The sequence below is a fragment of the Eubacteriaceae bacterium Marseille-Q4139 genome (assembly GCA_018223415.1).
Classification (GTDB): Bacteria; Bacillota; Clostridia; order Lachnospirales; family Lachnospiraceae; genus CABSIM01.
The window spans coordinates 788,949-815,394 of sequence record JAGTTQ010000001.1; the positions used below are offsets into that span (position 1 = coordinate 788,949).

19 protein-coding genes and 1 other annotated feature are annotated in these 26,446 nt (G+C 50.3%); of the genes, 5 read left to right on the top strand and 14 right to left on the bottom strand.

What is annotated here, in order from left to right; genetic code table 11:
* Nucleotides 1–12: 12 nt before the first annotated feature.
* Nucleotides 13–1,449, bottom strand: a complete 1,437-nt coding sequence (locus tag KE531_03855; protein ID MBR9952763.1) for an amidohydrolase — start codon at nucleotides 1,447–1,449, stop codon at nucleotides 13–15.
* Between the two features lie 147 nt (nucleotides 1,450–1,596).
* Between KE531_03855 and KE531_03860 the strand changes: the two genes are divergently transcribed.
* Both KE531_03860 and KE531_03865 read left to right on the top strand, forming a co-directional pair.
* On the top strand, nucleotides 1,597–2,595 hold the full coding sequence (locus tag KE531_03860) for a LysR family transcriptional regulator (GenBank protein MBR9952764.1): 999 nt from the start codon (nucleotides 1,597–1,599) through the stop codon (nucleotides 2,593–2,595).
* The gene (locus tag KE531_03865; GenBank protein ID MBR9952765.1) at nucleotides 2,592–3,182 is read left to right on the top strand and encodes a nitroreductase family protein; all 591 of its coding nucleotides are present in this window, start codon (nucleotides 2,592–2,594) and stop codon (nucleotides 3,180–3,182) included. Before KE531_03860 ends, KE531_03865 begins: the two co-directional genes overlap by 4 nt.
* Nucleotides 3,183–3,257: 75 nt before the next feature.
* On the opposite strand, the gene KE531_03870 is transcribed toward KE531_03865, so the two are convergent.
* Both KE531_03870 and KE531_03875 read right to left on the bottom strand, forming a co-directional pair.
* Complete coding sequence (locus tag KE531_03870; protein ID MBR9952766.1) at nucleotides 3,258–4,643, bottom strand: amidohydrolase; 1,386 nt, start codon at nucleotides 4,641–4,643, stop codon at nucleotides 3,258–3,260.
* Nucleotides 4,644–4,834: 191 nt separating this feature from the next.
* Nucleotides 4,835–6,442 (bottom strand): glutathione ABC transporter substrate-binding protein, encoded by a 1,608-nt coding sequence (locus tag KE531_03875; protein ID MBR9952767.1) that lies wholly within the window; start codon nucleotides 6,440–6,442, stop codon nucleotides 4,835–4,837.
* 229 nt (nucleotides 6,443–6,671) lie between these two features.
* Between KE531_03875 and KE531_03880 the strand changes: the two genes are divergently transcribed.
* Together KE531_03880 and KE531_03885 are read left to right on the top strand one after the other, a co-directional pair.
* Nucleotides 6,672–7,073 (top strand): helix-turn-helix transcriptional regulator, encoded by a 402-nt coding sequence (locus KE531_03880; protein ID MBR9952768.1) that lies wholly within the window; start codon nucleotides 6,672–6,674, stop codon nucleotides 7,071–7,073.
* 242 nt (nucleotides 7,074–7,315) lie between these two features.
* A complete protein-coding gene (locus KE531_03885; protein MBR9952769.1) occupies nucleotides 7,316–9,727 on the top strand; it encodes an N-acetylmuramoyl-L-alanine amidase family protein in 2,412 nt (803 codons plus the stop codon).
* Between the two features lie 109 nt (nucleotides 9,728–9,836).
* On the opposite strand, the gene KE531_03890 is transcribed toward KE531_03885, so the two are convergent.
* The 11 genes from KE531_03890 to KE531_03940 all read right to left on the bottom strand — a co-directional run bounded on the left by KE531_03890 (nucleotide 9,837) and on the right by KE531_03940 (nucleotide 25,311).
* Nucleotides 9,837–10,766 (bottom strand): IS3 family transposase, encoded by a 930-nt coding sequence (locus tag KE531_03890; protein ID MBR9952770.1) that lies wholly within the window; start codon nucleotides 10,764–10,766, stop codon nucleotides 9,837–9,839.
* Nucleotides 10,736–11,407 carry a transposase gene (locus KE531_03895; protein MBR9952771.1) on the bottom strand — a complete coding sequence of 224 codons (672 nt, stop codon included), beginning with the start codon at nucleotides 11,405–11,407 and terminating at the stop codon, nucleotides 10,736–10,738. The genes KE531_03890 and KE531_03895 overlap by 31 nt, the downstream gene beginning before the upstream one ends.
* A 132-nt stretch (nucleotides 11,408–11,539) precedes the next feature.
* Nucleotides 11,540–12,994, bottom strand: coding sequence for a hypothetical protein (locus tag KE531_03900; GenBank protein ID MBR9952772.1), 1,455 nt, complete (start codon nucleotides 12,992–12,994; stop codon nucleotides 11,540–11,542).
* A 126-nt stretch (nucleotides 12,995–13,120) separates the two neighbouring features.
* Nucleotides 13,121–14,362 (bottom strand): GHKL domain-containing protein, encoded by a 1,242-nt coding sequence (locus KE531_03905; protein MBR9952773.1) that lies wholly within the window; start codon nucleotides 14,360–14,362, stop codon nucleotides 13,121–13,123.
* A gap of 3 nt (nucleotides 14,363–14,365) precedes the next feature.
* Complete coding sequence (locus KE531_03910) at nucleotides 14,366–15,088, bottom strand: response regulator transcription factor (GenBank protein MBR9952774.1); 723 nt, start codon at nucleotides 15,086–15,088, stop codon at nucleotides 14,366–14,368.
* A 121-nt stretch (nucleotides 15,089–15,209) separates the two neighbouring features.
* The gene (locus tag KE531_03915) at nucleotides 15,210–16,946 is read right to left on the bottom strand and encodes a phospho-sugar mutase (protein MBR9952775.1); all 1,737 of its coding nucleotides are present in this window, start codon (nucleotides 16,944–16,946) and stop codon (nucleotides 15,210–15,212) included.
* 159 nt (nucleotides 16,947–17,105) lie between these two features.
* Nucleotides 17,106–18,092: a spore coat protein CotS gene (locus tag KE531_03920; protein ID MBR9952776.1), complete on the bottom strand. Its 987-nt coding sequence runs from the start codon at nucleotides 18,090–18,092 to the stop codon at nucleotides 17,106–17,108.
* 95 nt (nucleotides 18,093–18,187) lie between these two features.
* Nucleotides 18,188–19,453 carry a CCA tRNA nucleotidyltransferase gene (locus KE531_03925; protein MBR9952777.1) on the bottom strand — a complete coding sequence of 422 codons (1,266 nt, stop codon included), beginning with the start codon at nucleotides 19,451–19,453 and terminating at the stop codon, nucleotides 18,188–18,190.
* A complete protein-coding gene (locus tag KE531_03930) occupies nucleotides 19,450–20,040 on the bottom strand; it encodes a biotin transporter BioY (GenBank protein MBR9952778.1) in 591 nt (196 codons plus the stop codon). Before KE531_03930 ends, KE531_03925 begins: the two co-directional genes overlap by 4 nt.
* A gap of 12 nt (nucleotides 20,041–20,052) precedes the next feature.
* Nucleotides 20,053–21,486: a proline--tRNA ligase gene (gene proS / locus KE531_03935; GenBank protein ID MBR9952779.1), complete on the bottom strand. Its 1,434-nt coding sequence runs from the start codon at nucleotides 21,484–21,486 to the stop codon at nucleotides 20,053–20,055.
* Between the two features lie 56 nt (nucleotides 21,487–21,542).
* Nucleotides 21,543–21,748: a binding site (T-box leader), on the bottom strand.
* Nucleotides 21,749–21,867: 119 nt separating this feature from the next.
* On the bottom strand, nucleotides 21,868–25,311 hold the full coding sequence (locus KE531_03940; GenBank protein ID MBR9952780.1) for an Ig-like domain-containing protein: 3,444 nt from the start codon (nucleotides 25,309–25,311) through the stop codon (nucleotides 21,868–21,870).
* A 318-nt stretch (nucleotides 25,312–25,629) separates the two neighbouring features.
* On the opposite strand from KE531_03940, the gene KE531_03945 reads away from it, so the two are divergent.
* A complete protein-coding gene (locus KE531_03945; GenBank protein ID MBR9952781.1) occupies nucleotides 25,630–26,442 on the top strand; it encodes an RHS repeat protein in 813 nt (270 codons plus the stop codon).
* Nucleotides 26,443–26,446: the final 4 nt, after the last annotated feature.

Consider the following 26,446-nt stretch of genomic DNA (forward strand, 5'->3'; position numbering starts at 1 on the left):
CCCCCTCTTCCCTTACTCATTGAGGCGCGGGCCGATTTCCTTTGGAATCGGGCATTCGTACACGCCGTTTGTCTCGTCATGAAGCTCTTTCTTCGCCGCTTCGGCAAGCTCCGGGTTCTCGAGAATCTTGATTCCCGCGAGGGCCAGGGCTTTTCCTGCCGTCAGCATGGCTTTATGGGCAATTTCCGTGTTCCCGTGGGACGTCATCTGCCAGGAGTGGCCCGGCGTCCCCAGGGTTGCCGTGGCCGTCGACAGCCAGGCCGTCGGCATCACATAGCTCGCGTCGCCGACGTCGGAGGAACCGGCCTGAATCCCGCCGTTAAAGGCCAGGGGGGCGATTCTCGTATCCAGCGGCTTTTCAAAATATTCCTCGGCAATTTCCGCGCCGAACATCCGGCGGATTGCCGCCTTCTTGCTCTCGATCTCTTCCGGTGTCGAGGTGTCATAGAAAAATTCATGGGCCAGCTTAAAGTCTTCTTCGCCGTAAGCAGGCGCGCCGATCTCCTCCAGGGCTTCCTGAAGAACGCCGGATACCACATGGTTCGGCATGAAATCGGAAAGGCCGGCGTAAAGCTCATACGTCATTTCCGTGCCCGTCATCTTTGCGGCGCCTTCCGCCACGTCAATGACTCTCTTATAGATCTCCTGCACCTGCCAGGACTTTGGCGCACGGATGAAATAATGGACGCAGCTATGTCCCTGGACAACATTCGGAGCGATGCCTCCCACGTCCCGGTAGGCATAATGAATCCTTGCATCGGAAATGATATGCTCTCTCAGGTAGTTGACGCCGACGCTCATCAGCTCTGCGGCATCCAGGGCAGACCGGCCCATCTCCGGCGCGGCGGCCGCATGGGACGTGATGCCCTTAAACCGGAAAAACACGCTGACATTAGCCAGCGTAGACGTCGTCACGACACGGTTTGTATCCGACGGATGCCAGGTGAAGGCCACATCCACGCCGTCGAAAATCCCGTCTCTCGCCATGAGGGTCTTTCCATTTCCCTTTTCCTCGCTTGGGCAGCCAAACAAAACGACGGTTCCTTTTCCCGGATTCTTCTCCAGGTAAGCCTTCATCGCCAGCGCGGCGGCAAAGGTTCCGGCGCCCAGCAGGTTGTGGCCGCAGCCATGTCCGTCGGGATTTTCATCGTCAGTAGGAACTCGCTTCGTCAAGCCGCCCTTCTGGGAAAGCTCCGGAAGCGCGTCGTATTCGGCCAGATAGCCGATGACAGGTTTCCCCTCGCCGTAAACGGCCTTAAAGGCCGTCGGCATTCCGGCAAGCCCCATTTCCACCTGAAAGCCCTCTTCCTTCAGAACTTCTTCATAGAGCTTTGCCGTCTTGAATTCATGGAAGCCGGTCTCGGCAAAATCAAAGGTTTTGTCGCTGACATCCACGATCAGATCCTGTTTTTCTTCAACAGCACGGATTACAAGTTCTTTGTTGTCCATTCCTCTCCTCCTGGTTCCGGGGGAATCCATAACTTTTTGTGTTTGACATCCCCCTGTATATTTTCGTATAATTATATCATTCCTGCGCTTGCCTTTCCAATTCCCTATATTTATCATCTTATAACTATTTAGTTATGGAGGCGGAACATGAACCTTCAAAAGCTTCAATATATCGTAGAAATTGAGAAACGCGGTTCCATCTCCGGTGCCGCCCATGCCCTTTTTGTCTCTCAGCCGTACCTCAGCAAAATTTTAAAAGAGATAGAGGAAGAATACCGGATCATCATTTTTTCCCGTGCAAAAAACGGCATCACCGTCACCGACAGCGGGCGGCTGTTCCTTGACATGGCAAAGGATCTCATCGCCAGTGCCGAAGCCTTCCAGAAAGCCTTTGACGAGCGCCGCGACAGCTTCCGTCTGCGCGTCAGCTCCGCAAACACCTCGCATGCCATGGATGCCTTTCTCCGGATGTTAGAGGAGTCGCCGGATTCTTCCCTTCGGTTCAGCTACCGGGAGACTACCCTCATGGACGTTGTAAACGACGTCTGCACCAATATGGCTGACATCGGCGTCATTCTTCTGAACAGCTCCACGCGCGATACGGTTCTGGAGCTTCTCCAGCTCAGGCGCATCGCCTGCGAAACGCTGTTCGACTCGGGCACCTATTTTGTCGTCCGCTCCGGGCACCCGCTTCTTGAGAAAAAGGAGCCGTTCACCATGGACGATATTTACCAGTACAACTTTGTCCTGTATCCGGACATGCAGGACGACAAAACCCATGTGCTCCAGAGCGCCTACGGCGACTCCTCCCTGAACCTCATCAACTGGAACCGCGTCCGGCAGGTGGTCTATGTGTACAGCCGGGCGGCGCTCCACAACATCCTGACCCACACGGATTTCATCGCCCTGGGGACGGCCGCCACCCGCGAGCAGGAAAAAGACTTCGGCATTGTCTCCCTGCCCCTTCCGTCCGATATCCCGCCGAGGGAAATCCGAGAGGACAGAAAGAGCCTCTGCTACATCTATCAAAAGGAGCGGGAGCTTCCGGCCGCTGCCAAACGGTACATCGCCTTCCTGGAGCAATGCTACGGCAAGGACTCGGACTTTGGAACGCAGGAAAAAGAAAAGAGAGGAGTATCCGGATGATACGTGAAATTACAGAAAGGCGGAGTATCCGCCGGTTTAAAGAGACGCAGGTTCCAAGAACCATGCTGGAAGAAATTATAAAGGCCGGCATGCTGGCGCCGTCCTCAAAAAACAGGCAGCCGTGGAAATTCATTGTCACAGCAGGAAGTGAAAAAGCAAAGGCCCTTCAGGCCATGGAGACCGGGCTTCTCAGGGAAAAAGAAGTGCCTCTTCTCCCAGGGAGCGCCATGCATCTGCGCGGAGCGGAACAGACCTTAAAAATCATGAGACAGGCGCCTGTCGTGATTTTCATTGTAAATCCGCTGGCTCTGCCCCTTGACCGCCCCCTGAATGCAGAAGACCATATTTCTGAAATCTGCAATGCCCAGTCCGCAGGCGCTGCCATCGAAAACATGTCCCTGGCCGCCGTGAATCTTGGACTCGGGAGCCTCTGGATCTGCGATACCTATTTTGCCCATGAAGAGCTTCTCGCCTGGCTCGGGGAAACCGGCGGGCTGTTTGCCGCCTTTGCCGTGGGATATGCCGACGAGGCGCCGGCCGCCAGGCCGCGGAAAGCTCTCGAAGAAACCGTTGTCTGGCGCATATAGGACGTCAAAATTCCATATGCCAGCTCCCCCCGCCGGCCAGGTGTGCCTGCGGGGGGATTTCTTTTTAATGCTTATTTATTTCTGAGGCTGAGGAATCGGAACTTCTTTCGGGATCGGGCAGTTGTAGGTCTTGCCTTTCATGTTCGCATCGAATTCCTCTTTGGCCTTTTTCACCAGCTCCGGCTCCTCTGCCAGTCTGACAGCCGTCGCCGCCAGAACCTTGGCGCCGTATAACATTCCTTTTTCACCGATGCCCATGCCGGCGCAGGAAGTGATCTGCCAGCTGTGGCCCGGGGCAGCCAGGTTGCAGGTGGCCGTATTCACCATGATTCCGGGTACGATATGTTCCACATCGCCCACGTCGGTGGAGCCGTATCCGTTGCGGTGCGTCACCGGCGACACCGCCGAATGGATGGCCGGGCCTTCTAACTCCCCGGCGTCCTTCATCTTCTGGTATCTCGGGCTTGCCAGATTCAGCTTTTCGGCAAATTCCAGCTCTTCCTTCGTCCACTTGGGGCTTTCGATATTTTCCATGCAGTCATGGGCCACCTGCGCCAGGACTTCGTTGTCCAGCGTGTTGTAGCAGCCGCCTAAAAATTCGATTTCAAGCTGGGTCTCGGTCATATGGGCTGCGCCCTCCGCCACAAGCACAAGGCGGCGGTATGCGTCGTCGATGGCCTCGCGGCTCTGGGCGCGCACATAATACCATACGCTGGCGTTGTCCGGCACGATGTTGGGAGCCACGCCGCCCTCTTTGATGACGTAATGGATCCGCACGTCGCTTGTCACATGTTCCCGCAGGTAGTTGGCGCCTACGTTCATTAGCTCCACAGCGTCCAGGGCGGAACGTCCGTTGTGGGGATCTCCGCCTGCATGAGCCGTGATGCCTTTAAAGTGGAAAATGGCGCTGTTTAAGCCGTTGGAGCAGCCCACATTTACTTCGTTCCTCGTGCCGCCGTGCCAGGCCAGTGCCACATCCAGATCCTTAAAAGCCCCGTTTCTCGCCATGAAGGTCTTTCCTGTCAGGGCTTCCTCCGCCGGGCAGCCGTAAAAGACAACCGTTCCCTCCATCCCGCGCTCTTCCAACTCGGCCTTCATTCCCAGTGCGCCGCCAAGGCAGGCAACGCCTAAGAGGTTGTGGCCGCAGCCCTGTCCGGGCGCGCCGTATTCGACGGGATCTTTTTCCGTGCTCACTTTCTGGCTCAGGCCGGGCAGGGCGTCATATTCGCCTAAGAAGCCGATAACCGGATGGCCCTTTCCCCAGACGGCGCGGATGGCCGTTGGCAGACCGGCATAGCCTACTTCCACTTCAAAGCCAAGGCTTTTTAGCACCTCGGCCGTCCACTGGCAGGCCTTTACCTCATTGTAGGCGATCTCCGGGTACTCCCAGATCTTTTTTGCCAGATCGGTGAGCAGCTTCTCGTTTTTTTCAATGGCTTTTACAGCGATTGTCTCCAGCATGGATATTCCTTCTTTCTTTTGGATTTTAATAAAGATTGCTCTAATTGATGCTGCTTTTATTATAATCCATCCAAAATTTCTTTGCAACAGCAATATTTTCTGTATATTTTACATAATATTTTTTTCTCTTTTCAGAGCGCAGAAGACGCAGGCCGGGACAAACGTCATGCCCTTCCTGCGTCTTTTGTACCTTATTCGTAATGGCAGTTTCCAAGATAATGGATCGCTGTATTCTGGTTGAATTCAAAGCCCTTTAAATCAGCACGCCGTCCAACCATGTCGCTCTTATAATAAAGCGGCACCCATGGGCAGAGTTCCTTTAAGTAGGCCTGGATGTCCTTATATTCCTGAAGACGTTTTTCGTTGTCTGTCTGAACGCTGGCCGCATCGATCATGGCGTCCAGAGTTTCGTCCTGAAGGAACGCGCGGTTTCCGCCGATTCCGCAGTTTTTCGAGTGGAACAGCGGCGTTGTGCTGTATTCCGGATCACACGTCGTATTCGTCCAGCCAAGAATCAGCATGTCATGTTCCCCGGCGTTGATGGAATCCTGGAACGCGCCCCATTCATAGACATTGATGTCCACGTCGATGCCGGCTTCTTTCAGCTGCGCCTGCACCACCTGGGCGGAACGGTTCCGCACATCGCCGGAAACGTAGATCTTTAAGGAAAGCCCGTCTCCGTAACCGGCCTCAGCCAACAGTTCTTTTGCCTTTTCCACATCCTGCGGATACGGTTCAAGCTCCTCGTTCCAGCCCGGAATCGTCTTGGCAATAAAGGAGTTGGCAACTTCCCCGCGACCTTCCACGATGGTGTCCACAAATTCCTGGCGGTTGAGGGCGTAGGCAATGGCCTGGCGCACCCGCACATCGCTTAAGGCTTCCTTCTGTGTGTTGAGTGCAAGGTACTCCACCGACGAAGACGGGTGGCTCTCAAGCATCAGATCCGGGTTCGACTCGATGTTCACGGCATCCGTCGGATCCACGTTAATCGTCAGGTCGATTTCTCCCGTCTCAAGGGCGATGCATCTGGCGCTTCCTTCCGGGATAATCCGCATTGTGATGGACGCCGCCTCTGCCGGCCCATCAAAATAGTCGTCAAACCGCTCCAACGTCCAGTGGTCGTTGGGAACCCATTCTTTGAACTTAAACGGGCCTGTGCCCACCGGGTTCTCGCCGTAGCTCTCTCCGGCCTCGGTAACAGCCTTTTCCGAGAGGATCTTCATGCTTGTGTCGTTTAGGATATATAGAAGCGACGGGTACGGCTTATTCAGATGGACTGTCAGGTCGTAATCGCCTTCCACGGTAACGTGGTCGATGGCCGAAGCATTGGACATGGCCTTTGGCATGGTCTTGCACCGCTCCAGCGTAAATTTCACGTCGCTGGCTTTTAATTCTTCGCCGTTGTGGAATTTGACGCCTTCCCGCAGCTTAAATTTATAAGTCACGTCATCCACCATCTCAAAGCTTTCGGCCAGGTCGCCGACAACCTCTTTGTTTTCGTCAATTTTCGTCAGGCCGTTGTAAATATGCTTGTTTAAAATAGCCGACGGGGAATCCACGCCGGCCGCAGGATCCATGGACTGAATATCGCTGCTGTTGGCGGCGATGATATCGCGCCTTCCGTCTCCTGCCTGGGCGGCCTCTTTTGCCGTCTCCCCGGCCGTCTGTTCCGCCGTCCCGGAGCCTGCCGTTTCGGCTGCCGCTTCCGTACCATTATCCTGCTGTACCCCCGAACCGCAGGCCGACAGAAGCATGGATGCCGCCAGGAAAAGTGCGGCGGCTGTTCTTCTCTTTCTCATAGTAAATCCCTCCCAATACGGAAATTTTTAAAGCCTTTTGACTGGCTGAATGAAATTCATGCCCCCTTTCTGCCTTTCTTTTTTACAAAATTATACTCCCGTTTTTGCTAATTGTCAAATTAAATTATCTTTTATGATAGTATAATATAAATAAAAAATTTTTTATTATCTTTTAAAATAATGTAATTGCGCGGCGGTGCCTGTATAGTATAGAAAAAAGGAGGGACACATGATTGGAGACAGAATAAAAGAGCTGAGAGCCAGAAACGGGCTCACCCAGGCCGACCTCTCCAGGCGGCTCCAGATTTCCCGTTCCGCCGTCAATGCATGGGAAATGGGCATCAGTGTCCCGTCAACCCAGTATGTCGTCGAGCTGGCCTCGCTGTTCCGCGTGACGACGGATTTCCTTCTGGATCGGACATCGGAGGAGACGCTTGATATCTCAGAACTGAATGAGGGGGAAAAGGAACTTCTGACAAGAATGCTCCAGTATTTTTCGGCTCACCGCTATACCGTCGGCCTGCTGGAAAGACACGGAATCAAACCGGAGGAGGAAGAGCTGGAAGGGCTGCATGCCCCGCTTCTTTCTTATTATAAAGGGCTTAAGGATCTGGAGAAAAAGGGAGAATAAAAAGGGCTTCTGCATGGATTGTGATGGATCTGTGCAGAAGCTTTTTTTGTTTTTGAGGTTTCAGCGGAGATTGTGGGATGCTGTTTGGTTTGTTTTGGGGTGATTTTCATATGAAAATATTGAAATTTTCTGAAATACCCCCCCCCCGGTACTTATTGACTAACTTTTTCGTCGGTATTATAATGAACTTGTGCAAATTGCCCGATTTGTGCAATACATATCAATATAAAAGGAGGTTGAGTATGAAACGAAGTTTAACCGCGGCAGCGGCGGTGTTTTTGTCCCTTAATATGGCATTTAGCGCTGTTGCCGCAACGAAGCTGGGAACGCCGCAGGAAGTGCGGTGGAAAGAGGGCGAAGAGGCGATGATGCAGTGGAAGCGCGTGGAGGAAGCCGGTGGGAGATATTCGGTAGAAGTTTATCTTGAGGATCAGTTATATTACTCCGATACCTACCAGTATTCTGCTACTTTTAAGCCGGAATACCATGAAAACAATAGTTTTCTCATACGTCTGACAGATGATGGAAGCTACAAATTCCGTGTCATGGCCCGTGGAGACAATGTTGAAACTCTGGACAGCGAATGGTCTGACTTTTCCGAGACCTGGGACTACATACGCCCCGAATCTCCTCTCGGCGTCGCCACAAATTTGAGGTGGGAAGAAACAACTGCCTGCTGGAATGCCCCGGCCGAGAATGCCGAATATGTGAAAGGCTATAATTATGGTCTCTATGCCGACGGAGATAGGATCACCGGCGGTAACTGTACCCCGCAGCTAAGCTACGACTTTTCAAGGTACATTACGGATCCGGACGTCGAATACACGTTCTCCGTCCGCGTCATCAGCAATACGCCTTCCAAGTTTTACCATGGTGAAACAATCTTCTGTGAAACTCCCTACGGTGCGGATGCAGAAAATAAGCTCATTTCAGACCAGCTTGACGCCATTCTAGAGAGCGAGGAAGCCATCCTCAACGCGCCTGATACCTTATCTTCCAATTTAAAGAAGGTTCAGGTTGCTATGCAGTCGGATGCCGATGTCCTCGATAAAATTGCGGAGCTGGAAGCTGCCTACACCGAACAGAAGGGCATTGCGGTGGGCACGCAGATCAGCTCTGATGTCGATATGAACGAGGACGATATCAAGGTTGTCGGCGCGGGACTCAATGCCGCAGAAAACAGCGATGCTGTCACCTTTAACGTGTCCAAGCCGAAAAAAGAGGTCGTTGTCGACCATACGGCGTACCGCAATGCCGTCCAGGTGGATCTTTCCCTGAAAGGTGCGGCCGGGACGTTAAAAGTGCCGGTTCAGATTACGCTCCCGATTCCTGCCGGCATCAATCCGGATTTCTTCCAGATTCTTCACTATCATGCCGACGGGACTTACGATGTGATCTTCCCGCTTACTAAAAACAGCGACAACACGGTCACATTCACCGTCACCAGCTTCAGCACGTTTGTTCTCGCTGAGGAAGGCGCTGACCCTGCATTTATTGCAACACCGTCCAATGCCACCGAGTTCAAAGACCTGGCTGACACCCTTCCGGCGGCGGATGAAATCGAAGACTCCGAGCTGGCCGCTTTAACCATGGCAAAGCTTCGGGCTTCTATTTTAAATAAAGATGTGAAAGCCAGCGATCTCGATGCAGAAATGGTGGAAAAGCTGGATGCCATCGTCGAGGAACTGGCACGTTTCGATGAGGAATTTGCCGTTAATGTGGAAATGGATGATTTTGTAGCCGATGTGACCGGCGCGCACCTTCTGGCTTATGTGGCAGGAAAGGGGAAAGCCGAAACGATTACCCTGTTCCATACCAGCCTTGCGACGGCCAGCAACGCCACGAAGCTGAAATTTGAGCTTTCCGGCAAGCTTACCATGGCGGACGGCTCTGAGGACACCATCTCCACACTTAAGACTCCGCTTCTTATTTCCATTGCTGCTCCGGAAGAATACGACGAGGTTCACAAGACTTCCGACAAGCTTTCCGGCGACGGAATCGAGCAGGGCCCGGTGGACTATGAAGACGGCCTCATTACTTTCTTTACCACAAAGCTCGGAACCGTTTATGTCAAAGGTTCCTCGTCGGAATCCGGCGGCGATTCTTCCGATGACAAGCCCTCCGACGCCGGTGACTCCTCTGACGACAAGCCGTCTTCCGGCGGTGATAACTCCGATGACAAACCGTCCGGCGGCGATGACTCCTCTGACGACAAGCCGTCTTCCGGTGACGGCTCCTCCGATGACAAACCGTCCTCCGGCGGCAGCTCCTCCAGAAGAAGCGGCCCGCGCTCCGGCATCGTAAAGGAGAGCGACCTCCCGAAGTCCCCGGCCGGCGGTTCCTGGAAGCTTGCGGACGGAATGTATTCCTACTATTACAGTGACGGCACGCGCGCCGAAAACGTATGGCTGGAAATTGGCTCCGTCTGGTACTACTTCGGAAAAGACGGAATCATGGCGACCGGATGGCTCAAGGACAACGGAAACTATTTCTATCTGGATCCCGCAACCGGCGCTATGGCAACGGGTTGGAGAGAAATCGACGGCACCTGGTACTACTTCAACGAGGCGGGCAATGGCTTTAAGGGCATGATGCTCGCTGACACTGTTGTTGATGGGTATCAGCTTGACGAAAGCGGCGCCTGGGTTTCCTAAAATGCTGGCAAAATCCCCTGTCCCCTGAAATTGAACTGCTTCCCGTCAAGTAGACAATCAAAAAAATATAATTTTTTTCTGCCAGTAGGTATCACCTGCTGGCAGATTTTTACGCTGCCTGTAAATATTTTTCGTGTTTCTCCATTGGTGTTACTATACCAAGCTTCCTCTGCAAACGTCTGTTGTTATAGTAATTGATATATTTCTCTATCATGACCACCAGTGATTCTCTGTCCATAAATCGTTTACCATAATAACGCTCCCGTTTTAGAATTCCCCAGAATCCTTCCATTGGTCCATTATCGATACACTTTGCTACTCTGGACATGCTCTGCATCATCCCTGCTGCTTCAAGTTTTGCATGAAAGGCTCTATTGGTGTATTGAAAGCCTCTGTCACTGTGAAACATTGGATGTGCATCAGGATTATCTTTGACTGCATCATCAAAGGTATCAAACACTAATGCATTACTATTACTGTCTCCAATACGGTAGGATACGATTCTTCGGTCATACAGGTCAAGAATTGCACTTAAATATACCTTGTGCTTTTCATTTCCGATATAGTAATGAAATTCCGTTACATCGGTCAACCACTTTTCATTCGGAGCTTCTGCCGTAAATTCACGATTCAGGATATTTTCGGCTATGTACTGTGGATTTGCAGCCTGTCTTGTACAGCTATCGTTTGCATATTTAATGGTGGATTTGATACCAAGTTTCCGGCAGATGCGCAAAACACGTTTATCATTTACATCAATGTCATGGTAACGCTCCAACTCATCACGGATTCTGCGATAACCCTTATCAGGTGATTCTATGTGGATTTTTTCTATCAGTTCCGCAATTTTTCGGTTTTCCTGTTCATTCTCTGACATTTCATGGTTCAGCCATTTGTAATAAGCCGCCCTTGAAACACCGCCAATCTTACAAAGCTCCTGTATCGGATAATCGTGTTCTTTCTGTTCTTCTTTGACAGCCTGATAGATATGCTCGTGGCGGATCAGGCTCAGCCCCGCCTCCTTTCGATTTCCTCTAATTTTTTTAAGAATGATAACTCCATTTCTGCACGTTGCCGTTTGGCTTTTTCCAGTTTCAACTCCGCTTGAAGCTTTTCCACCTCTGTAAGAGAATCTTCCGATTTTCTTTTGCCGCGGTTATCCTGTAATGCAGGAACTCCGCCTGTTTCGTATTTGATAGTGTAATTTCGTGCCTGCTGATAGGACACCTTAAAGTTTTCTGATGTTTCAGCATAGTTATGGCCATGGGAAATGCAGTAGGATGCAATTTCCACTCTTTCTTCAAACGTTGTTTTTCTTCCTTTGGTCATAAGACTACATCCTCCTGTTCTGGAAGCCTTCAGTTCCTTATGACCATTATACAGCGCAATCCATTGCCTGAGTGTACGAGTACTGGAAATTTTATATTTTTTACAAATATCACGTAGTGAACCAAGACCAGAAAGATACTCTTGTACGGCAATCTCTTTCTCGGCAGAAGTTCTTTTGGTCCATCCTTTGTTGTAAAAGGTTTCTGAACCCATAGACTGATAATTACGAATCCATTCTTCTAAAGTAGTAGGATGAATTCCTTCGCCTGTTGATACAGATGTAATACTATGTTTAGCTTCCAAAATAAGCTTTACCATTCGTAATTTATCTTCAGCAGAATATTTACGCATAAGAAATGCTCCCTCCTTGATAAACAGTTTTATTATTTCAACTGTCTACCTAGAAGGGAGCATATCAAATTCTCAGTGGGACGGGGGATTTTTCTGTGATCTAAAAGATCCAGCAGCTTTAATATCGTTCCCTCACGGATTTTCCTCAATTCCTTTCAACAGATCCATTGCAAATACTAATTGCGAATCAATCTCATTAAGAAAATCATCATACTTCTGCTCTACATAATAGGATGCTTTAACTCCATGATTATTGATTTCCTCCCCCTCCGGCGTCAGCGGATGATTGATAGAAAATCCCCAAGTCCATCCATTTCCCAAATCTACGGGCAGCACCATTCCCGTACCCCCGCTCGTTCTGGTGCCTACAAGCGGGATTCCGGCAGACTTTAATGATGCTGCACAGTTGTCTATTGCAGATCCTGTCGTATGGCTGATCAGCACAGCAGCCGGTACTTCCTTTCTCTTCTTTTCTATCCTGTTCCTGTCCAAATCATAGATGTATTCGCCTGGCTGATTTAAAACAGTATTCAAAAATTCTGCATACTGCTCTGATGTAAGCTGAAATCGCTTTCTATCCATCTGAAATCCCCGTTCCCACCAGCTTTCTCCTTCCGCGTCCGGGTTTCCTTTATAAAGTGAAATGTCACAGCCTGCTGTAATGGTCGTCTTAAATTTTCCCGGAGGCAGTTCTTTGTTTACAATGCTTCCTAATATGCTGTTTCCTATTCCTGCATTCCCTCCTGTTGAGAAACGCAAATCAACAATGACTCCTCTTCCTCTCTCCATTCTGCCTATCACTTCATTTTCATATTCCCTCAGCTTTTCCTCATTTAAAGCGCCTTTCACATTCAAATATACCAAATCGTTTTCTAACTTGTATAATTCAAATGCCTCGGATACATACACTTGTTCTTTATATGGTATGTTCCTTTCTAATCGAAAGACCGAATTACTGCTGTAAAATTTCTGGCGTTTTATAGTGCTTTCTATTATACGGCTACTATCGTAAAACTCTAATTTCAGCTTTTCTCCGATCTCTCCCTTATAAATGAATAGTTCTGCCAGTTTTTGCTGTCTCGCCAACTCCGTCTGAAGCCCTATACGTGTTCCAAATACTTCTTCCAGATATTCCTCCGTATCCTGTCCATTGATTTGATAGAGAACCGCTCCCAATGGCGCCTTATTGCCGTCCTGTGTAATATCTACCACATATTGATCTTCAATATATTGCACATGAAAGGGCAGTCTTCCAAACTCAACCGTTTCCGGAGCCGACAGCAAAATGTCCGCATGATTATCTTTTAATTTGGCAGTAAATTCCTGCAAAACGCAATAGTATTCGTATGCAGTACCTGCCTGAAGGGCCCTGTCGCACGCATATTGATATTCGGCATCCCAGTCTAGCCCGTCATCTGTCTGATCCCAAAACGCGTAGTATTCCGATGCATTCTTCCAAATTTGCGATAATGCGTATATTCTGTCTGCCGCATCAGGGAGAGCTTTTCTTTTCTCATAGAATGCACTCACATAAATCATACCCATCAGCAACACGCAGAATAGGATACATTTACTCCACTTTTTCACTGTCTAAATCCCCCCATTTGTCAATATCCAATATTTTCAACAAGAATATCATATTACTTACTGATTTTCTGGCAAATGACAAATTTGGTTCATTTTTTGACGATTTTTGCATGGCTCTATGTATTTTTAAATAATGCTCTCCACTCGATACACCTTCTCAAATTTCTCTATCCGCATAACTCCGCAGTTTTCTTCCACAAGCCTCTGTACATTTTTCAAACCATATCCATAAACCGTTTCAGGCATTTTCTCCTCATCTATTCCCGCAGCGATGCTATTTTCAATTTTAATAAAACTTTTTTCCTCGTTTATCCGATACATGCAAATCTTTATCCACTTTTCCTTATCCGCTTTTTCTGCTGCCTCTAAGGCATTATCTATCAGGTTTGAAAGGATTCCTATCAGTGAAAAATCGCTCATTCTTTCTAAATCAAATCCCGCTTCAACGAAAACTTCGTAATCTATCTGCTTTTCATCCGCCGTTTTTTTCTTTTCATTTAAAATAGAATTCAGTACAGGCCGTGCACAGTATAGGTACTGCTCCGTTCCTAAAATCCGTTCCTTTATCTCGTCTATTAGAGAAACGGCGGATTCTCCACCCATTTTCTTATCGCCCTTTGCGTCCGCTTCCATGGCTGTAAGAACATTTAAATACCTTGTTATATCATGCGTCAGTCCTTTAAATTCATGATAAATTTGTTCCAACCGCTGAAAATGCCTCTGTTCCAGTTCACACTTTTCAATGAATAATGTTTTCCTTTTTATTTCTTCCTGAAGAAAGCAATTCTTTTCATAATATAGAAACAATATAAGATTTACACCTGTAAAAACAGCGATCAGAAAATGCTGATTCTTTCCATTCAAAGAAAACGGACTTTCAACTGCAAGACGCATCCACCCCATATTTATTCCCCACATGCAGGAAAATATCAAACCGATCCATCCATAGTTTTCTGTTTTTTTCGCTTCCCCGATCAGCAAAGAAATGCCTAAAAATAATACGGCTTCAATCATAATACAACTGCTATAAAGTGCGGCATTATACGGCATTTTTCCAAGTTCTGCACATAATGTACGAATATAGATGCCCGAAGAAAAAATACCGAATACAGTCATTGTCATATATAATTTTTGTGCAATTCCCCCGCGAAACAGAAGAAGTATAATGGCGTAAAATCCGGCCATCTTTACAAAATTCATCATGCCGCTCCCCGGCATGTGATAGCAGAAAAAATATAAAATCCCTGCCGTCCAAAACACATATCGTTTCTTCAGCCTTGTTTCCAAAATGGTTCTGCACCAGAGAAATGCCATAAAAACTTCCGCGATATTTCCGCCGGTGACAAACAGTTCTTTCATGATTCCCATGCGTCAATACTTGCCTCCCCAATAATCGAAGATCCGCTCCTCAAATGCACGGTATCTTGCCCGTGAAACCGCAAGTACCGTTCCATCCTTTAATGTAACCTCCTTTTTCGAGAAAGTCTTTATATTGTATAAATTGACCATATAACTATTGTGAATATATACAAAATCTTTCTTCTCCAGATCATTCGATATATCTTTTAATTTCTTTCTTAAAATCCATCTTCTGCTTTTTTCTTCCCTGTAATCTTCAAAATGTACTTCGCACCCGTCCCGTATAATTGAAATATAGTAAATATCTCTGAGCTTTACATGCAAATACGTTCCTTTACTCTCACATAATATACAATCATCGCTGAAAACTCTTCTGACTTCTTTCAAAATATCCGTGATTTCTTTTTCAAATTCCTCTTTTTTAAATTGTTTTAGAAGATAGCGATATGGAGCTGCTTTGAATGCTGCCGGAGTGGGTGTCCTGACTCCTGATATAAATACCAGTACCGCATTCTTATTTTCTTTCCTGATCTCATTTGCAACATCAATACCATCCAGGAATGGCATTTCCATATCTAAAATTATGAGTTCATGCTGCAAATCTGCATCTTCCAGAATGTCTTCCCCGCAATTATAAAGATAAACCTCAACGCCGCCCCCTGCCAATCGTACTATTTCGGATTTTAACCATTCCGCATACTGCATATCATCATCACAAATACCGATTCTTAACATACCCTGTCCTCAATCCACCCACAAGTAATCCTATTTCAGCCGTTTATACAAAAGGACTGTGCTTTGACAGGCAACTGCATGCCAACAGCACAGTCCATACATTCTCAACGATCCGATACTTTTACAGCATCTTATTCACCATATCCATCAATTCCCCGCCAAGCTTTGCAGACTTCGCCTCGGCGTCCTCAAGGGATGTTCCCTTGATTCCGTAGTAGAACTTGATCTTCGGCTCAGTGCCGGACGGGCGGATGCAGAGCCATGCGCCGTCGGTCATGTCATAGTAAAGCACGTTGGAGCTGGGGAGTCCGGTGGGCTTTACGGCGCCGGTTTCAAGATCGGTGATGGTGTCGGCCTTATAATCCCTGGCGGAAACCACCTTCCAGCCGGCAAGCTCCTTCGGCGGGTTCTTTCTGAAGTTCTCCATGATCTCCTGGATCTTTGCAAGGCCTTCAATGCCCTTTAAGCCGATGGACTTCACCGTGTCTTTATAGTAGCCGTATTTCTCATACATGGCAACCATGGCATCCCAGAGTGTCATGCCTTTTTCTTTATAATAAGCGGCAGCCTCGCAGAGCGCAGCCGTAGCGGAGATAGCATCCTTGTCGCGGGCGTAGGTGCCGATCAGGCAGCCGTAGCTCTCTTCCATACCGAACATATAGGTGCCCTTTCCTGTCTGCTCTTCCTTTAAGATCTGCTGGCCGATGTATTTAAAGCCGGTCAGAACCTCCACCAGCTCGCAGCCGTAGTGGGCTGCAACGGCGTCCACCAGGTTCGTCGTCACGATAGACTTGATAACCTGGCCGTCTTTCGGGATTTCACCCTTGGCCTGTTTCTGGCTCAGTACATAATCGCAAAGCAGGGAGCCGGACATGTTGCCCGTAAGCGGGATGTACTCGCCGGATTTCGTATCCTTTACATATACGCCGAGCCTGTCTGCATCGGGATCCGTCGCAAGGACAAGATCCGCATTCTTTTCCTTTGCAAGCTTAAGCCCCAGCGCGAACGCCTCCTCGGCCTCCGGGTTCGGGTAGCTGACCGTCGGGAAGTTGCCGTCGGGAAGCTCCTGCTCCGGCACCACATAGACGTTCTCGAAGCCAAGCTCCTTCATCACGCGCCTAGCCGGGATGTTTCCGGTTCCGTGAAGCGGCGTGTAGATGATGGTGATTTCCTTCTGCATCCGGTCGATGGCCTCCTGGTTCACCACCTGGGCCTTGACGTGTGCAATGTATTTGTCGTCAATTTCTTTTCCGATTACCTGATATTTTCCGGCTTTTACGGCCTCGTCCTCGGTCGTCGTCTTCACTGTGGACAGATCCTCGATGGCGAGAACTTCTTCCGTCACGCCCTTGTCATGGGGCGGGGTAAACTGGGCGCCGTCCTCCCAGTAAACCTTGTAGCCGTTGTATTCCGGCGGATTGTGGCTGGCCGTAATGTTGATGCCGGCGATGCAGCCCAGCTCGCGCACGGCAAAGGACAGCTCCGGCGTCGGGCGCAGGGACTCGAATTTATATGCCTTAATCCCGTTGGCCGCCAGGGTCATGGCCGCTTCCATGGCAAACTCCGGCGACATCCGGCGGGAGTCGTATGCGATTGCAACGCCCTTATCTGCGCCGCCCTGCTTGATAATGTAGTTTGCAAGGCCCTGGGTTGCCCGGCGGACGGTATAGATGTTCATCCGGTTGATGCCGGCTCCAATGATTCCCCTTAAGCCTGCCGTACCGAATTCCAAGTCCATGTAGAACCGCTCTTTGATCTCATTTTCATCGTCTGCGATGGCGCGCAGCTCTTCTTTGGTCTGCCCGTCAAAATACGGATTTTCCAGCCATTCCTGATAGATCTTCTTGTAATCCTTCATTGCTTAACTCCCCTCGCTATATTCATCTCAAGCTTCCGGCCTTTTCCGTGAAACCATGTCCTTATTATAATACATGCAGGGGGAAAAGTCAAAGACACGACGCCGGACAAAGCATGTATTTTCCTGACTTTTGCGGCATTTTGGGATGAAATTCCCGCATCAGAGCAGGCAGGAGAGGAATTCTTCCCGCCCTTTCTGCTGTTTCTCCAGGTTTCTTATCTTTTCCGCATTCCTGGCCGGCACCCATGCCTTATTGGCATTGTAATAAAAGTTGATCTGCTTCCAGTATTTCTCCGGATACAGGAACAGGCAGTACAGGCACGCCCGGTCGGTGTCGGAAAGCGGCAGCACCCGCTCGTATGCCTCTAACATGGAAAGGCCGAGCCGTCTGTCCCAGTCATGCTTTTCCATGACTTTCCGCATGAAATAGTAGAGATCCTCGGTCTGGAGCCCCAGGTGCATCTTGTTGAATTCCGTCACGGCCACATACGTCCTGCCCATCAGGATGTGGTGCTGGTTCAGCTCCCCATGGCAGACATGGTACCTGCCGCACAGGGCGCCGCCTTCCTGGTCAAACAGTTCCCGCATTTTTTCGCAGGCCTCCACCGCCTGCTCGTAAAACATGCTGAAATTCCCTATGACGCAGAGCTCAAACTCGTTTTTCCTCTGTTTTCCGCGGATGAACGCCCGCGCTTTTTTCAGTTCGCGGTTGTGGCGCTCCATGGCGGAGTACAGGGGCGGCGAGATCATGGATTTTAAGTTCCATTCCTCCTGCGCCGGGATGTTCCGAAGGAGCTTATGTAGGACTGCGATCTGGCGGATGGCGGACAGGATTTCCCTCGTGTCCCGGATATCGCATTCCCGGTCGGAAAACCAGTCCTTGACGATGAACCTGGTTCCGTCCTCGGCCAGGGAGATGAGCTCCCCCTCCCGGTTCCGCATGTACTGATCCACCTGAAGGCTCTCGCATTCTTCCACGGTTTTTAACACCTTTTCCTCAAATTCCAGGCGCTTTACGGTTCCCTTATATTCTTTTAAAAGCTTAAGGCCACGGTCCGTCTCAAAAATCCACGCGCCGCGGCCTTTCCTCAAGCTTTCCACTTCAAGCTCATACTGGCCGATAACCTCCGTATTCCAATCGTTCACGTGCGTCCCTCCATATCCCATCTAAGCTACTTCTAGGGTATGAAAAACATGGCCGAAATATGAGGGCAAGTTGGAAAAAGCGGCGCGCCGGCCAGTCAGCCATGCGCGCCGCCTTTCTTTAAAAGGTCAAGCAGAAATTCTTTTTGATTGTATTCCGGATGTTCCAGCACAAGGCCGAATAAATATTCCAGCGTACTTCCCATTTCCTTTCCCGGCTTCATTCCGGCCGCAATCAGGTCGCCGCCGTTTACGGCCATGTCTTTCATCCTAAGACAGTCCCCTGACGCGAGGATTTCCTGCCAGAGGGCAGAAAGCGCGGCCGCCGTCTTCGGCCCTGGAAAGCCTGGAAGCGCTTCCTCCATGGACTTTAAGGAGAGGACACCTTCAAACTGGTACTCCGTCATCCGGCTCGCCATGCGCCGGATGGCCGTTTTCGCCTCCGGAAGAGGCGTCTGGAAGCCCTCCGCCATGGTTTTTGCATTCCCAATGGTCTCGTTGTCAAGCTTGAGCCCTTTTAAAAAGCGCCGGACATCATTGGGAGGCGTAAACCGCAGGAAACCGGCCCACCGCATCGACTTTTCTGCCGGAAGGGAGGAGGTTCCCATGAGACAGCGCGGATATGCCAAAAGTCCCTCGCTTTTTTCCCCGGGCCGCTCACCTTCCGTCAGGATTTCATGGAGGCCGTCGGCCACGTACCGGCTGATTCCCAGATTTTCGGTGAGAATCAGACGCTCCGGATGATCCGATAACAGGAGTTTTGTCAGCTCCGTCTGGATCCTCTCTCTGCTGACTTTTAATAGATTCGGCGCCAGCGCCCCGACGGCGTTAAGCGTCTCCTCCTCAATTTCAAAATTTAACTGTCCGGAAAAGCGGATAGCCCTTAAAATCCGGAGCGCATCCTCGGAGAACCGCTCCGTTGGGCTCCCGACGCACCGGATGATCCCGGCCTTTAAATCGTCCATCCCGCCGAACACGTCCACAATCCCTGTCTCATGGCTGTACGCCATGGCGTTGATGGTAAAGTCCCGCCGCTTTAAATCCTCGGTGAGGTTTTTCGTAAATTCCACCGAATCCGGGTGGCGCCCGTCATGGTATTCGCCGTCGATCCGGTAGGTTGTCACTTCGTATCCCTTCCGGTTCTTTATGACGGTGACGGTGCCATGCTGAAGTCCCGTGTCCACGGTTCGCGGGAAGATCCGCTTGATTTCCTCCGGCTCGGCAGAAGTCGTGATGTCCCAGTCGCCGGGTGTGCGGGAAAGCAGCGTGTCGCGGACGCAGCCGCCCACGGCAAAGGCCTCGAAGCCATGTTCCCGGATTTTTCCTATGATCCACTCGACCTCCTGCGGCACTTCTATCTTCATTGGGGTTCCCTCCGTTCGGATTTTATATTGCGAAAAACGGGAATCAGCCGTCTTGCCAGGGCTGCCGCCAGCACACAGAGCACAAAATCCCCCCACGCCGTTAATAGAAAGCAGTTGATGAACACCAGCCGCCAGCCCACGGCCACATGGAGGACATAGTTGCTGCACCCGTAAAAATACGCCATCCCGCAGGCGTACATGGAAAGCATGCCGCAGACGGCAGAAAACAAAAGCCACGGGAATGTCCGCCTGTCCTTCGCCTCGTAAACCTTTCCTGTCACGAAGCCGGCCGCCGCAAAGCCCAGAAGAAAGCCGAAGGTGGGCTTTAAAAGGTAGGCCGGCCCGCCTCCCGATGCAAACACGGGGATGCCGCAAAGCCCGATCACAAGATACGTGAACACGCATGCCGCTGAGAGCCGGCTTCCCAAAAGAAAGGCGGACAGCAGCACGAAAAAGAACTGGAGCGTAAAATGCATGGGCACCGGCTGCACCGGGATCGTGATCTTTATGAATGCCCCGACGGCAATGAGGGCGGTAAACAGGCCGCCCTCGGCCAGATCACGGACAGTAAATCGTTCTTCTCTCATCCGTTCCTCGCTTTAGTATGCCTTGCCCCAGTAAACCATTTTCTTCGCCGACTTGCCGCAGACGATGCAGGTGTCGGAAAGCTGTTCCTGCTTAAACGGCATACAGCGGGAGGTGACGCCGACGGTCTCCTTTAATTTTTCCTCGCACTCCTGGCAGCCGCACCACATGGCTTTAATAAAGCCAGGCTTGTTGTCGGCCAGATCTTTCATCTCTTCCATAGTCACTGCGGAATAGGTGTGGCTGTCACGGTGAGCCTTTGCGCGCTCAAACATGTCTTTCTGGATGGTCTCAAGGAGCTCGCCCACCTTCTCTGCGATTTCATCCAGGAATACGGTCATCTTCTCATGGGTATCGCGGCGCACCAGGACGGCCTGGCCTGCCTCGATGTCCTTCGGGCCAAGCTCGATGCGAACCGGGATGCCGCGCATCTCGGACTCGCTGAACTTCCAGCCCGGGCTCTTGTCGGAATCATCCACCTTCACGCGGAAGTTGGACAGCGCGCTTTCCACCTCGCGGGCCTTTTCAAGAACGCCCTCCTGCTGCTGGCGGATCGGAACGATCACAACCTGAACCGGTGCAATCCGCGGCGGAAGCACAAGGCCCTCGTTGTCGCCGTGTGCCATGATGATGGCGCCGATCAGACGGGTGGACATGCCCCAGGACGTCTGATGGACGTATTTTAACTGATTGTCCTTGTCGGAATACTGGATGCCGAAGGCCTTTGCGAAGCCGTCGCCGAAGTTGTGGCTCGTGCCTGACTGAAGGGCCTTTCCGTCATGCATCAGGGCTTCAATGGTATAGGTGGACTCGGCGCCTGCAAATTTCTCCTTATCGGTCTTCTGGCCGCGGATGACAGGCATCGCCAGGACTTCCTCACAGAAATCCGCGTAGAGGTTCAGCATCTGGATGGTTCTCTCCTCGGCTTCCTCGGCCGTGGCGTGAGCCGTGTGGCCCTCCTGCCATAAGAATTCTCTGGAGCGCAGGAATGGTCTCGTCGTCTTTTCCCATCTCACGACGGAGCACCACTGGTTGTAAACCTTCGGCAGGTCGCGGTAGGAATGGATGTCTTTCGCATAGAAATCACAGAACAGCGTCTCGGACGTCGGACGCACGCAGAGGCGCTCCTGGAGCGGTTCGAGGCCGCCATGGGTGACCCATGCCACCTCCGGCGCAAAGCCTTCCACATGGTCTTTTTCCTTCTGGAGCAGGCTCTCCGGGATGAATAACGGCATGTAGACGTTCCGCACGCCTGCCTCTTTAAAGCGTCTGTCCAGCTCATGCTGGATGTTTTCCCAGATCGCATAGCCGTCCGGCTTGATTACCATACAGCCTTTTACGCTTGCATAGTCAATAAGCTCCGCTTTCTTCACCACGTCCGTGTACCACTGGGCGAAATCCTCTTCCATGGAGGTAATGGCCTCCACCATCTTCTTTTCTCTTGCCATGATCTTCTCTCCTCAATTTTTCTCCGGGGCGGAAATAAAAAACGGCTGCCAGCCCCCAAAGGGACCGACAGCCGGCGTTACCACCCAATTTAGCTCCCGAAGCCCGGGAACTCTCCTCTTTTTCCTTTAACGCAGGAATACGCTGCATTTCTCATACAGGGCTCCAAAGGCCGGTTTCGGCGCCGCGCACATGGGGATTTTCACCATTCTCCCCTCTCTGGGATGCCGCTTCTCGCTTACTTTTCCTCTTCATCGCCGTTTCTTATTCTGGTTCCCAAAAGGCCGGCTAAAATGGCGGCTTTGGGGATTCCTCTTGATTTTAGAGGAATTGGGGGGATTTGTCAAGTGTAAGAAGCCGTAAACTTTCAGCGCGCCGTGCGACTATTGGATCCAGACGCCGTCCGCATTTACCTGATAGCCGTCCGGTGTCGTCTCGTTTGCATACATACGGCCGCGGTGTCCGTCTGATGCTGGGTTAAAGTAGTAATATTTTCCATCGATCAGGGCCCATCCTGTGAGCATACGTCCTCTTGTATTATCGGAAACCGGATTTAAGTAATACCAGAATCCATCGGAGGCATCATGGAACCATCCTGTCATCATGATTCCGTTCTCATCAAACCGGAACCAGTCAAAGGCCTGCTGGCCTGCCGCTGTATTGGCATAGGGGTTCTCCACTGCCGCCCAGGCGTTCCTATACATGACACCTGCCGTATCGGAAAAGCTCCACTGACCGTCTGCATTCTGGCTCCAGGAACCGCGAATCACATATTCCGGAAGCCCATTTCCTGTGCTGATGGATACGGAAGTGCTTCGTCTGCTGGAGCTGGAGCCACCTCCGCCGCCAGAACTGGAACCACCTCCGCTACTGGAACTGGAACCACCTCCGCTGCTGGAGCTTACTGTCATGTCAAAGAAGTTTACGGAATAGGAAATTTCCAATTCATCGCCTTTTTCATCACGAAGGCCAGAAATTGTCACCTGTACCGTATCTCCTGACGAATACGAAACACCCGGCTGGAAAATAATGCAATCCCCATCGCCGTATCCCTTGGTGGAAATATACATGGTTCCCTGTCCCTTGCTGATAACCGCCTTTTGGGAACCATTCGTCACTGTGATTTTAATGTTTCCTTCGTCCGGTCTTGCAAACAGACGTCCAAGGCTCACCGACCATGGACCTGTCATCACGCTCTTCGGCGTATTTCCTGCTGGCCATGCCACGTAATTTACGTCATTCGCCGTATTTCCGCTCCCGTCGAACGAATACATCGCCGAGTAGTTTTTGTAAAAGCCGAAACCGGTCTCTTCCATATTCGGATCCAGGCACCATCTTCTATGCCCCACATCCTTAATGTTGCTGCTGTCACCGTCATTCATCCACTGATTGATGACGGAATAAGCCAGATTCGTATTAAAGCTTGCGTATGCCAGATTCGAGCTTCCGGCTCCCTCTTTTGCAGCCACATAGAAGTCGTCCGGCATGTCTCCAGGCTGACTTGGGTAATGGCTTAAGCGACCGTTTTTCGCGTTGATGATCGCCGCCTTCATGGCAAGCTCCTCATACTCAGCATTGATTCCCACCTCGGAAAGCCCGGCAATATAGCGAACCAGATTCAGAGCATTCAGTCCGTCAGCTCTGGACGTACTGCTCAGGCTACCGGCTTTATAAGGATTGGTTCCCGGTGTTTCGTCATAGGTAACGCTCCGTTTGAGATTAAATGGATGGGCCTTATAATAAGCGCGCACCTCTTCCTCCGACGGCAGTTTCAGGCCGCTCTCCACATTCTTCCCGTAAACAATGACATCACAGGAGGCCTCCAGTTTACTGCCATCTGTTGTTTTTACTTTAATTACAGCTGTTCCGGATTTTTTCGCCGTCACGAGTCCGTCTGCGCTGACAGATGCGGCATCCGGGTTGGAACTGCTCCACTCTACCGCCGTTTTATCCGCATCATATGGGTACAGGGACACCGTAAGTTTCTCTGTCGTGCCTTCCCGAAGATTCAGGGCTTTTTTATCCAATCGGATCGTCACAGCCTGCACCGGATCCTCTACTGTCACATGGCAGGCAGAAGAACGAACGCCGCTGCCATCCATGGCGGCAGCATAGATGTCTGCCTGTCCCTGTGCCACAGCCCTTACGGTACCGTTGGCATCCACCGATGCCACGGATGGATTAGAGCTGCTCCACTGAATCCGCTTGTCGTCCGCATCCGATGGTACAATTGATGCGGTCAGCTTGCTTTCCGCTCCTGTTTCCAGAGACAGCGATGACTTCGAGAGCTGGATTTTTGTCACCGGCTTCTTTGCCGCATCCACCGTCACCTGAAAGGTTTCGCTCCAGTTCCCCAGTTTCACAGTCACCTGCTGCGTTTCTGTCTTTGAGGAATCAAAGCCTGTACACATTCCATCCACCACCGGAATTACAGCCTCTCCGCATCTCGGACACTCGACTGTAATGTAATAATCCAGGCTGCTTAAATCCTCTCCTGCCTCCAAATGCGTCTGCCCTGTCTTTACGAGTCCCGTAACTGTCTGGGAATACCCGCATTCTAAAAATACCTGTACCCATTTGCGGCTCTCTTCTCCGATTCCGATGTGGGTATATCCAGAATTCAGGATGTTAGCCCGGTGCTTGGTACTTTCCATCCAGCCTTCCATCACATGTTCCGGCGTACCATAGCCACTTGCAATGTTCTCCCCGGAGCTTCCTCCCTTGAGCCCAGCCTCACTGAGAACTGTGCTGTAAGAGCTTTCATCTGGTCTGGTGTGGCTGTAAAGCAAAAGCTGTTCCTTGGCTCTCACATGGGCTGCTTTCTGCATATCCTGCATCATGCTGATCGGTTCCTTACCATTTTCAAGCCTTGCCTCATTGACCAGCTTGAGAACCTCCCATTCATTGTCCGTGTAGTAAGGATCTTCTTCCTCTAAAACATGCAGCGTAACCGTACCGGCCTTTGATCCATAAAATGCCTTTAAAGTCACAGTACCCGGTTTCTTTGCCGTAATAGTTCCGTCTTCGTTTATTTCCGCCACTGCTTCATCACTGCTCTCATAAAGAACCGAACCTCCGCTTGATTTTAACGGGAAGCGGCGACTCATGCCTTCATACATATAAAGCGTGTCCGTTCTAACAGCAAGATTTTCCTCTACGCATTCCGGATATGCTGTTTTAATATTTGTCTCAATCCAGTCTGCGAAGTCCGCGGCGGATGTGGTGAATTCTCTGCATGCAATCGTTTCATTTTCTTCACCAATGATTAAAACCAGGGGCATCCGAAAGCCTGTGCCAAAAATTGTAGTCGCGGTACTTCCATATTTATTCGTTCCGTCTTCATCGGCGCACAGAAGAATCTGATCCCCAAGTTTCAGGATTTCTTCCCCCTGTTTCTGGATTTCCTCGACAGAATTCTTATAAATGTCCAGATAATAAAAATCCGCCTGAATAATTTCTGCCTTGGTTTTTAGTTCCAGAAGCGTGCCTTTTGTATTCCCGCAGCCAGAGATATTGCCAAACAGGAATACCTTCACTGACGGTTCCAGATCCGAAGCTTTTTTCCGCTGGTTATAGGGGGATACAATGTCGAGTGTCAGGCCGCTCATCGTGTCCCATTCACTCGCTTTCTTCGCAGAAAGCAGCCTGGCATTGCTTGCCGTTGCCCTCTTAGGTGTGCTCCCTTCTGTATAGGAAGCATTGCTGTCCGTTGCTTTCCTCACGTTTTCTGTCGTTTCCACCTGCCCGAAAGCCGGCAGTTCAGATGTGCAGAGCGACATGGCCATGCTGGCCGCCAACACTTTGGCAAGCCATTTTTTTCTTTTCATACTGAACCATTCCTCCTTTGTACTGGCCCTTAAAAAAGGGGCGGTATGATACTTTAAGCATATCACCCCCCCCCAGTAAAATCAAGCCTTTCACCCGCATTTCCCACAATGATGTCGTAACCGCAAACTTCAAATACAAAGGCTGATTATTGAATCGAGCCTCCGTCTGCATTCCAGCTCCGGACGCATCCTTTTCTGTTACGTTTATGTTTGTGTTCCTGGCGTATGCTCTTGACTAAATCGCATTATTAAAGTTATAATTAGTCATGTCAATAATGCGAATTCAAAAATTTTATCTTCTGGGAGGAATGAATGCGTATGAAAAAAGTTTTACCTGTTCTCGCTTGTGTATTTCTGCTTTCTTTATCGGGCTGCGGCGCAGGCAGCACCGAAACATCTGACAGCTTGACTCAAGCTGTATCAAATGAAAGCAGCGTATCTTCTGAGGAGCCCGGCAGCACGGAAAGCCCGGAACAAGCTTCAAGTTCTGAAAAAGAAGCCGCTTCCGGCTCCACTGTCAAGCTTCTGGCAAAAGAATACATCCACCGTACCGACCTGGACGGGCAGATCAGCTCTTACTATGCGCCTATCTATACGGAAACCGCGCTGTACGACGGCTTTGAGCGGTACACGCCAGATAACATCCTTTTAGAAACAGTGGATGAGTGTACTTATGAGATTGACGAAGCCGGAAGAACCCTTCTTAAACTTCCGGCAGACCAGTCTTATCAGGTAACGTATCTCTTTGATGAATCCGGCAGGCTTATGGAATACAAATCCGAATCCCTCGATGGAAGCCTCCTTTATTACTGGTATGCCTGGAACTACGATGATTCTGGTCTGCTTGAGAAAAAGATCAAGCTGGACTCCAAAGGGAATGAAAGCGGCAGCGTTTGGACTTACAGCTATGACGAGTCCGGAAATATTGTTCGTCGGGAAGATGCCTATGGCGCATGGACGGAATTCACTTATGACGAAGATGGTTATCCGCTTACATGCACCAGTTATGACCAGGATGGAGAACAATATGACGAATGGTCCAGCTTTGAATATGAAGAATTTTCTGTGGAATCTCTGCCGGAGTTCATGGGTTCCGCAAAACAATGGATCCTGGCAGATCTGGTGTACTAAAAAT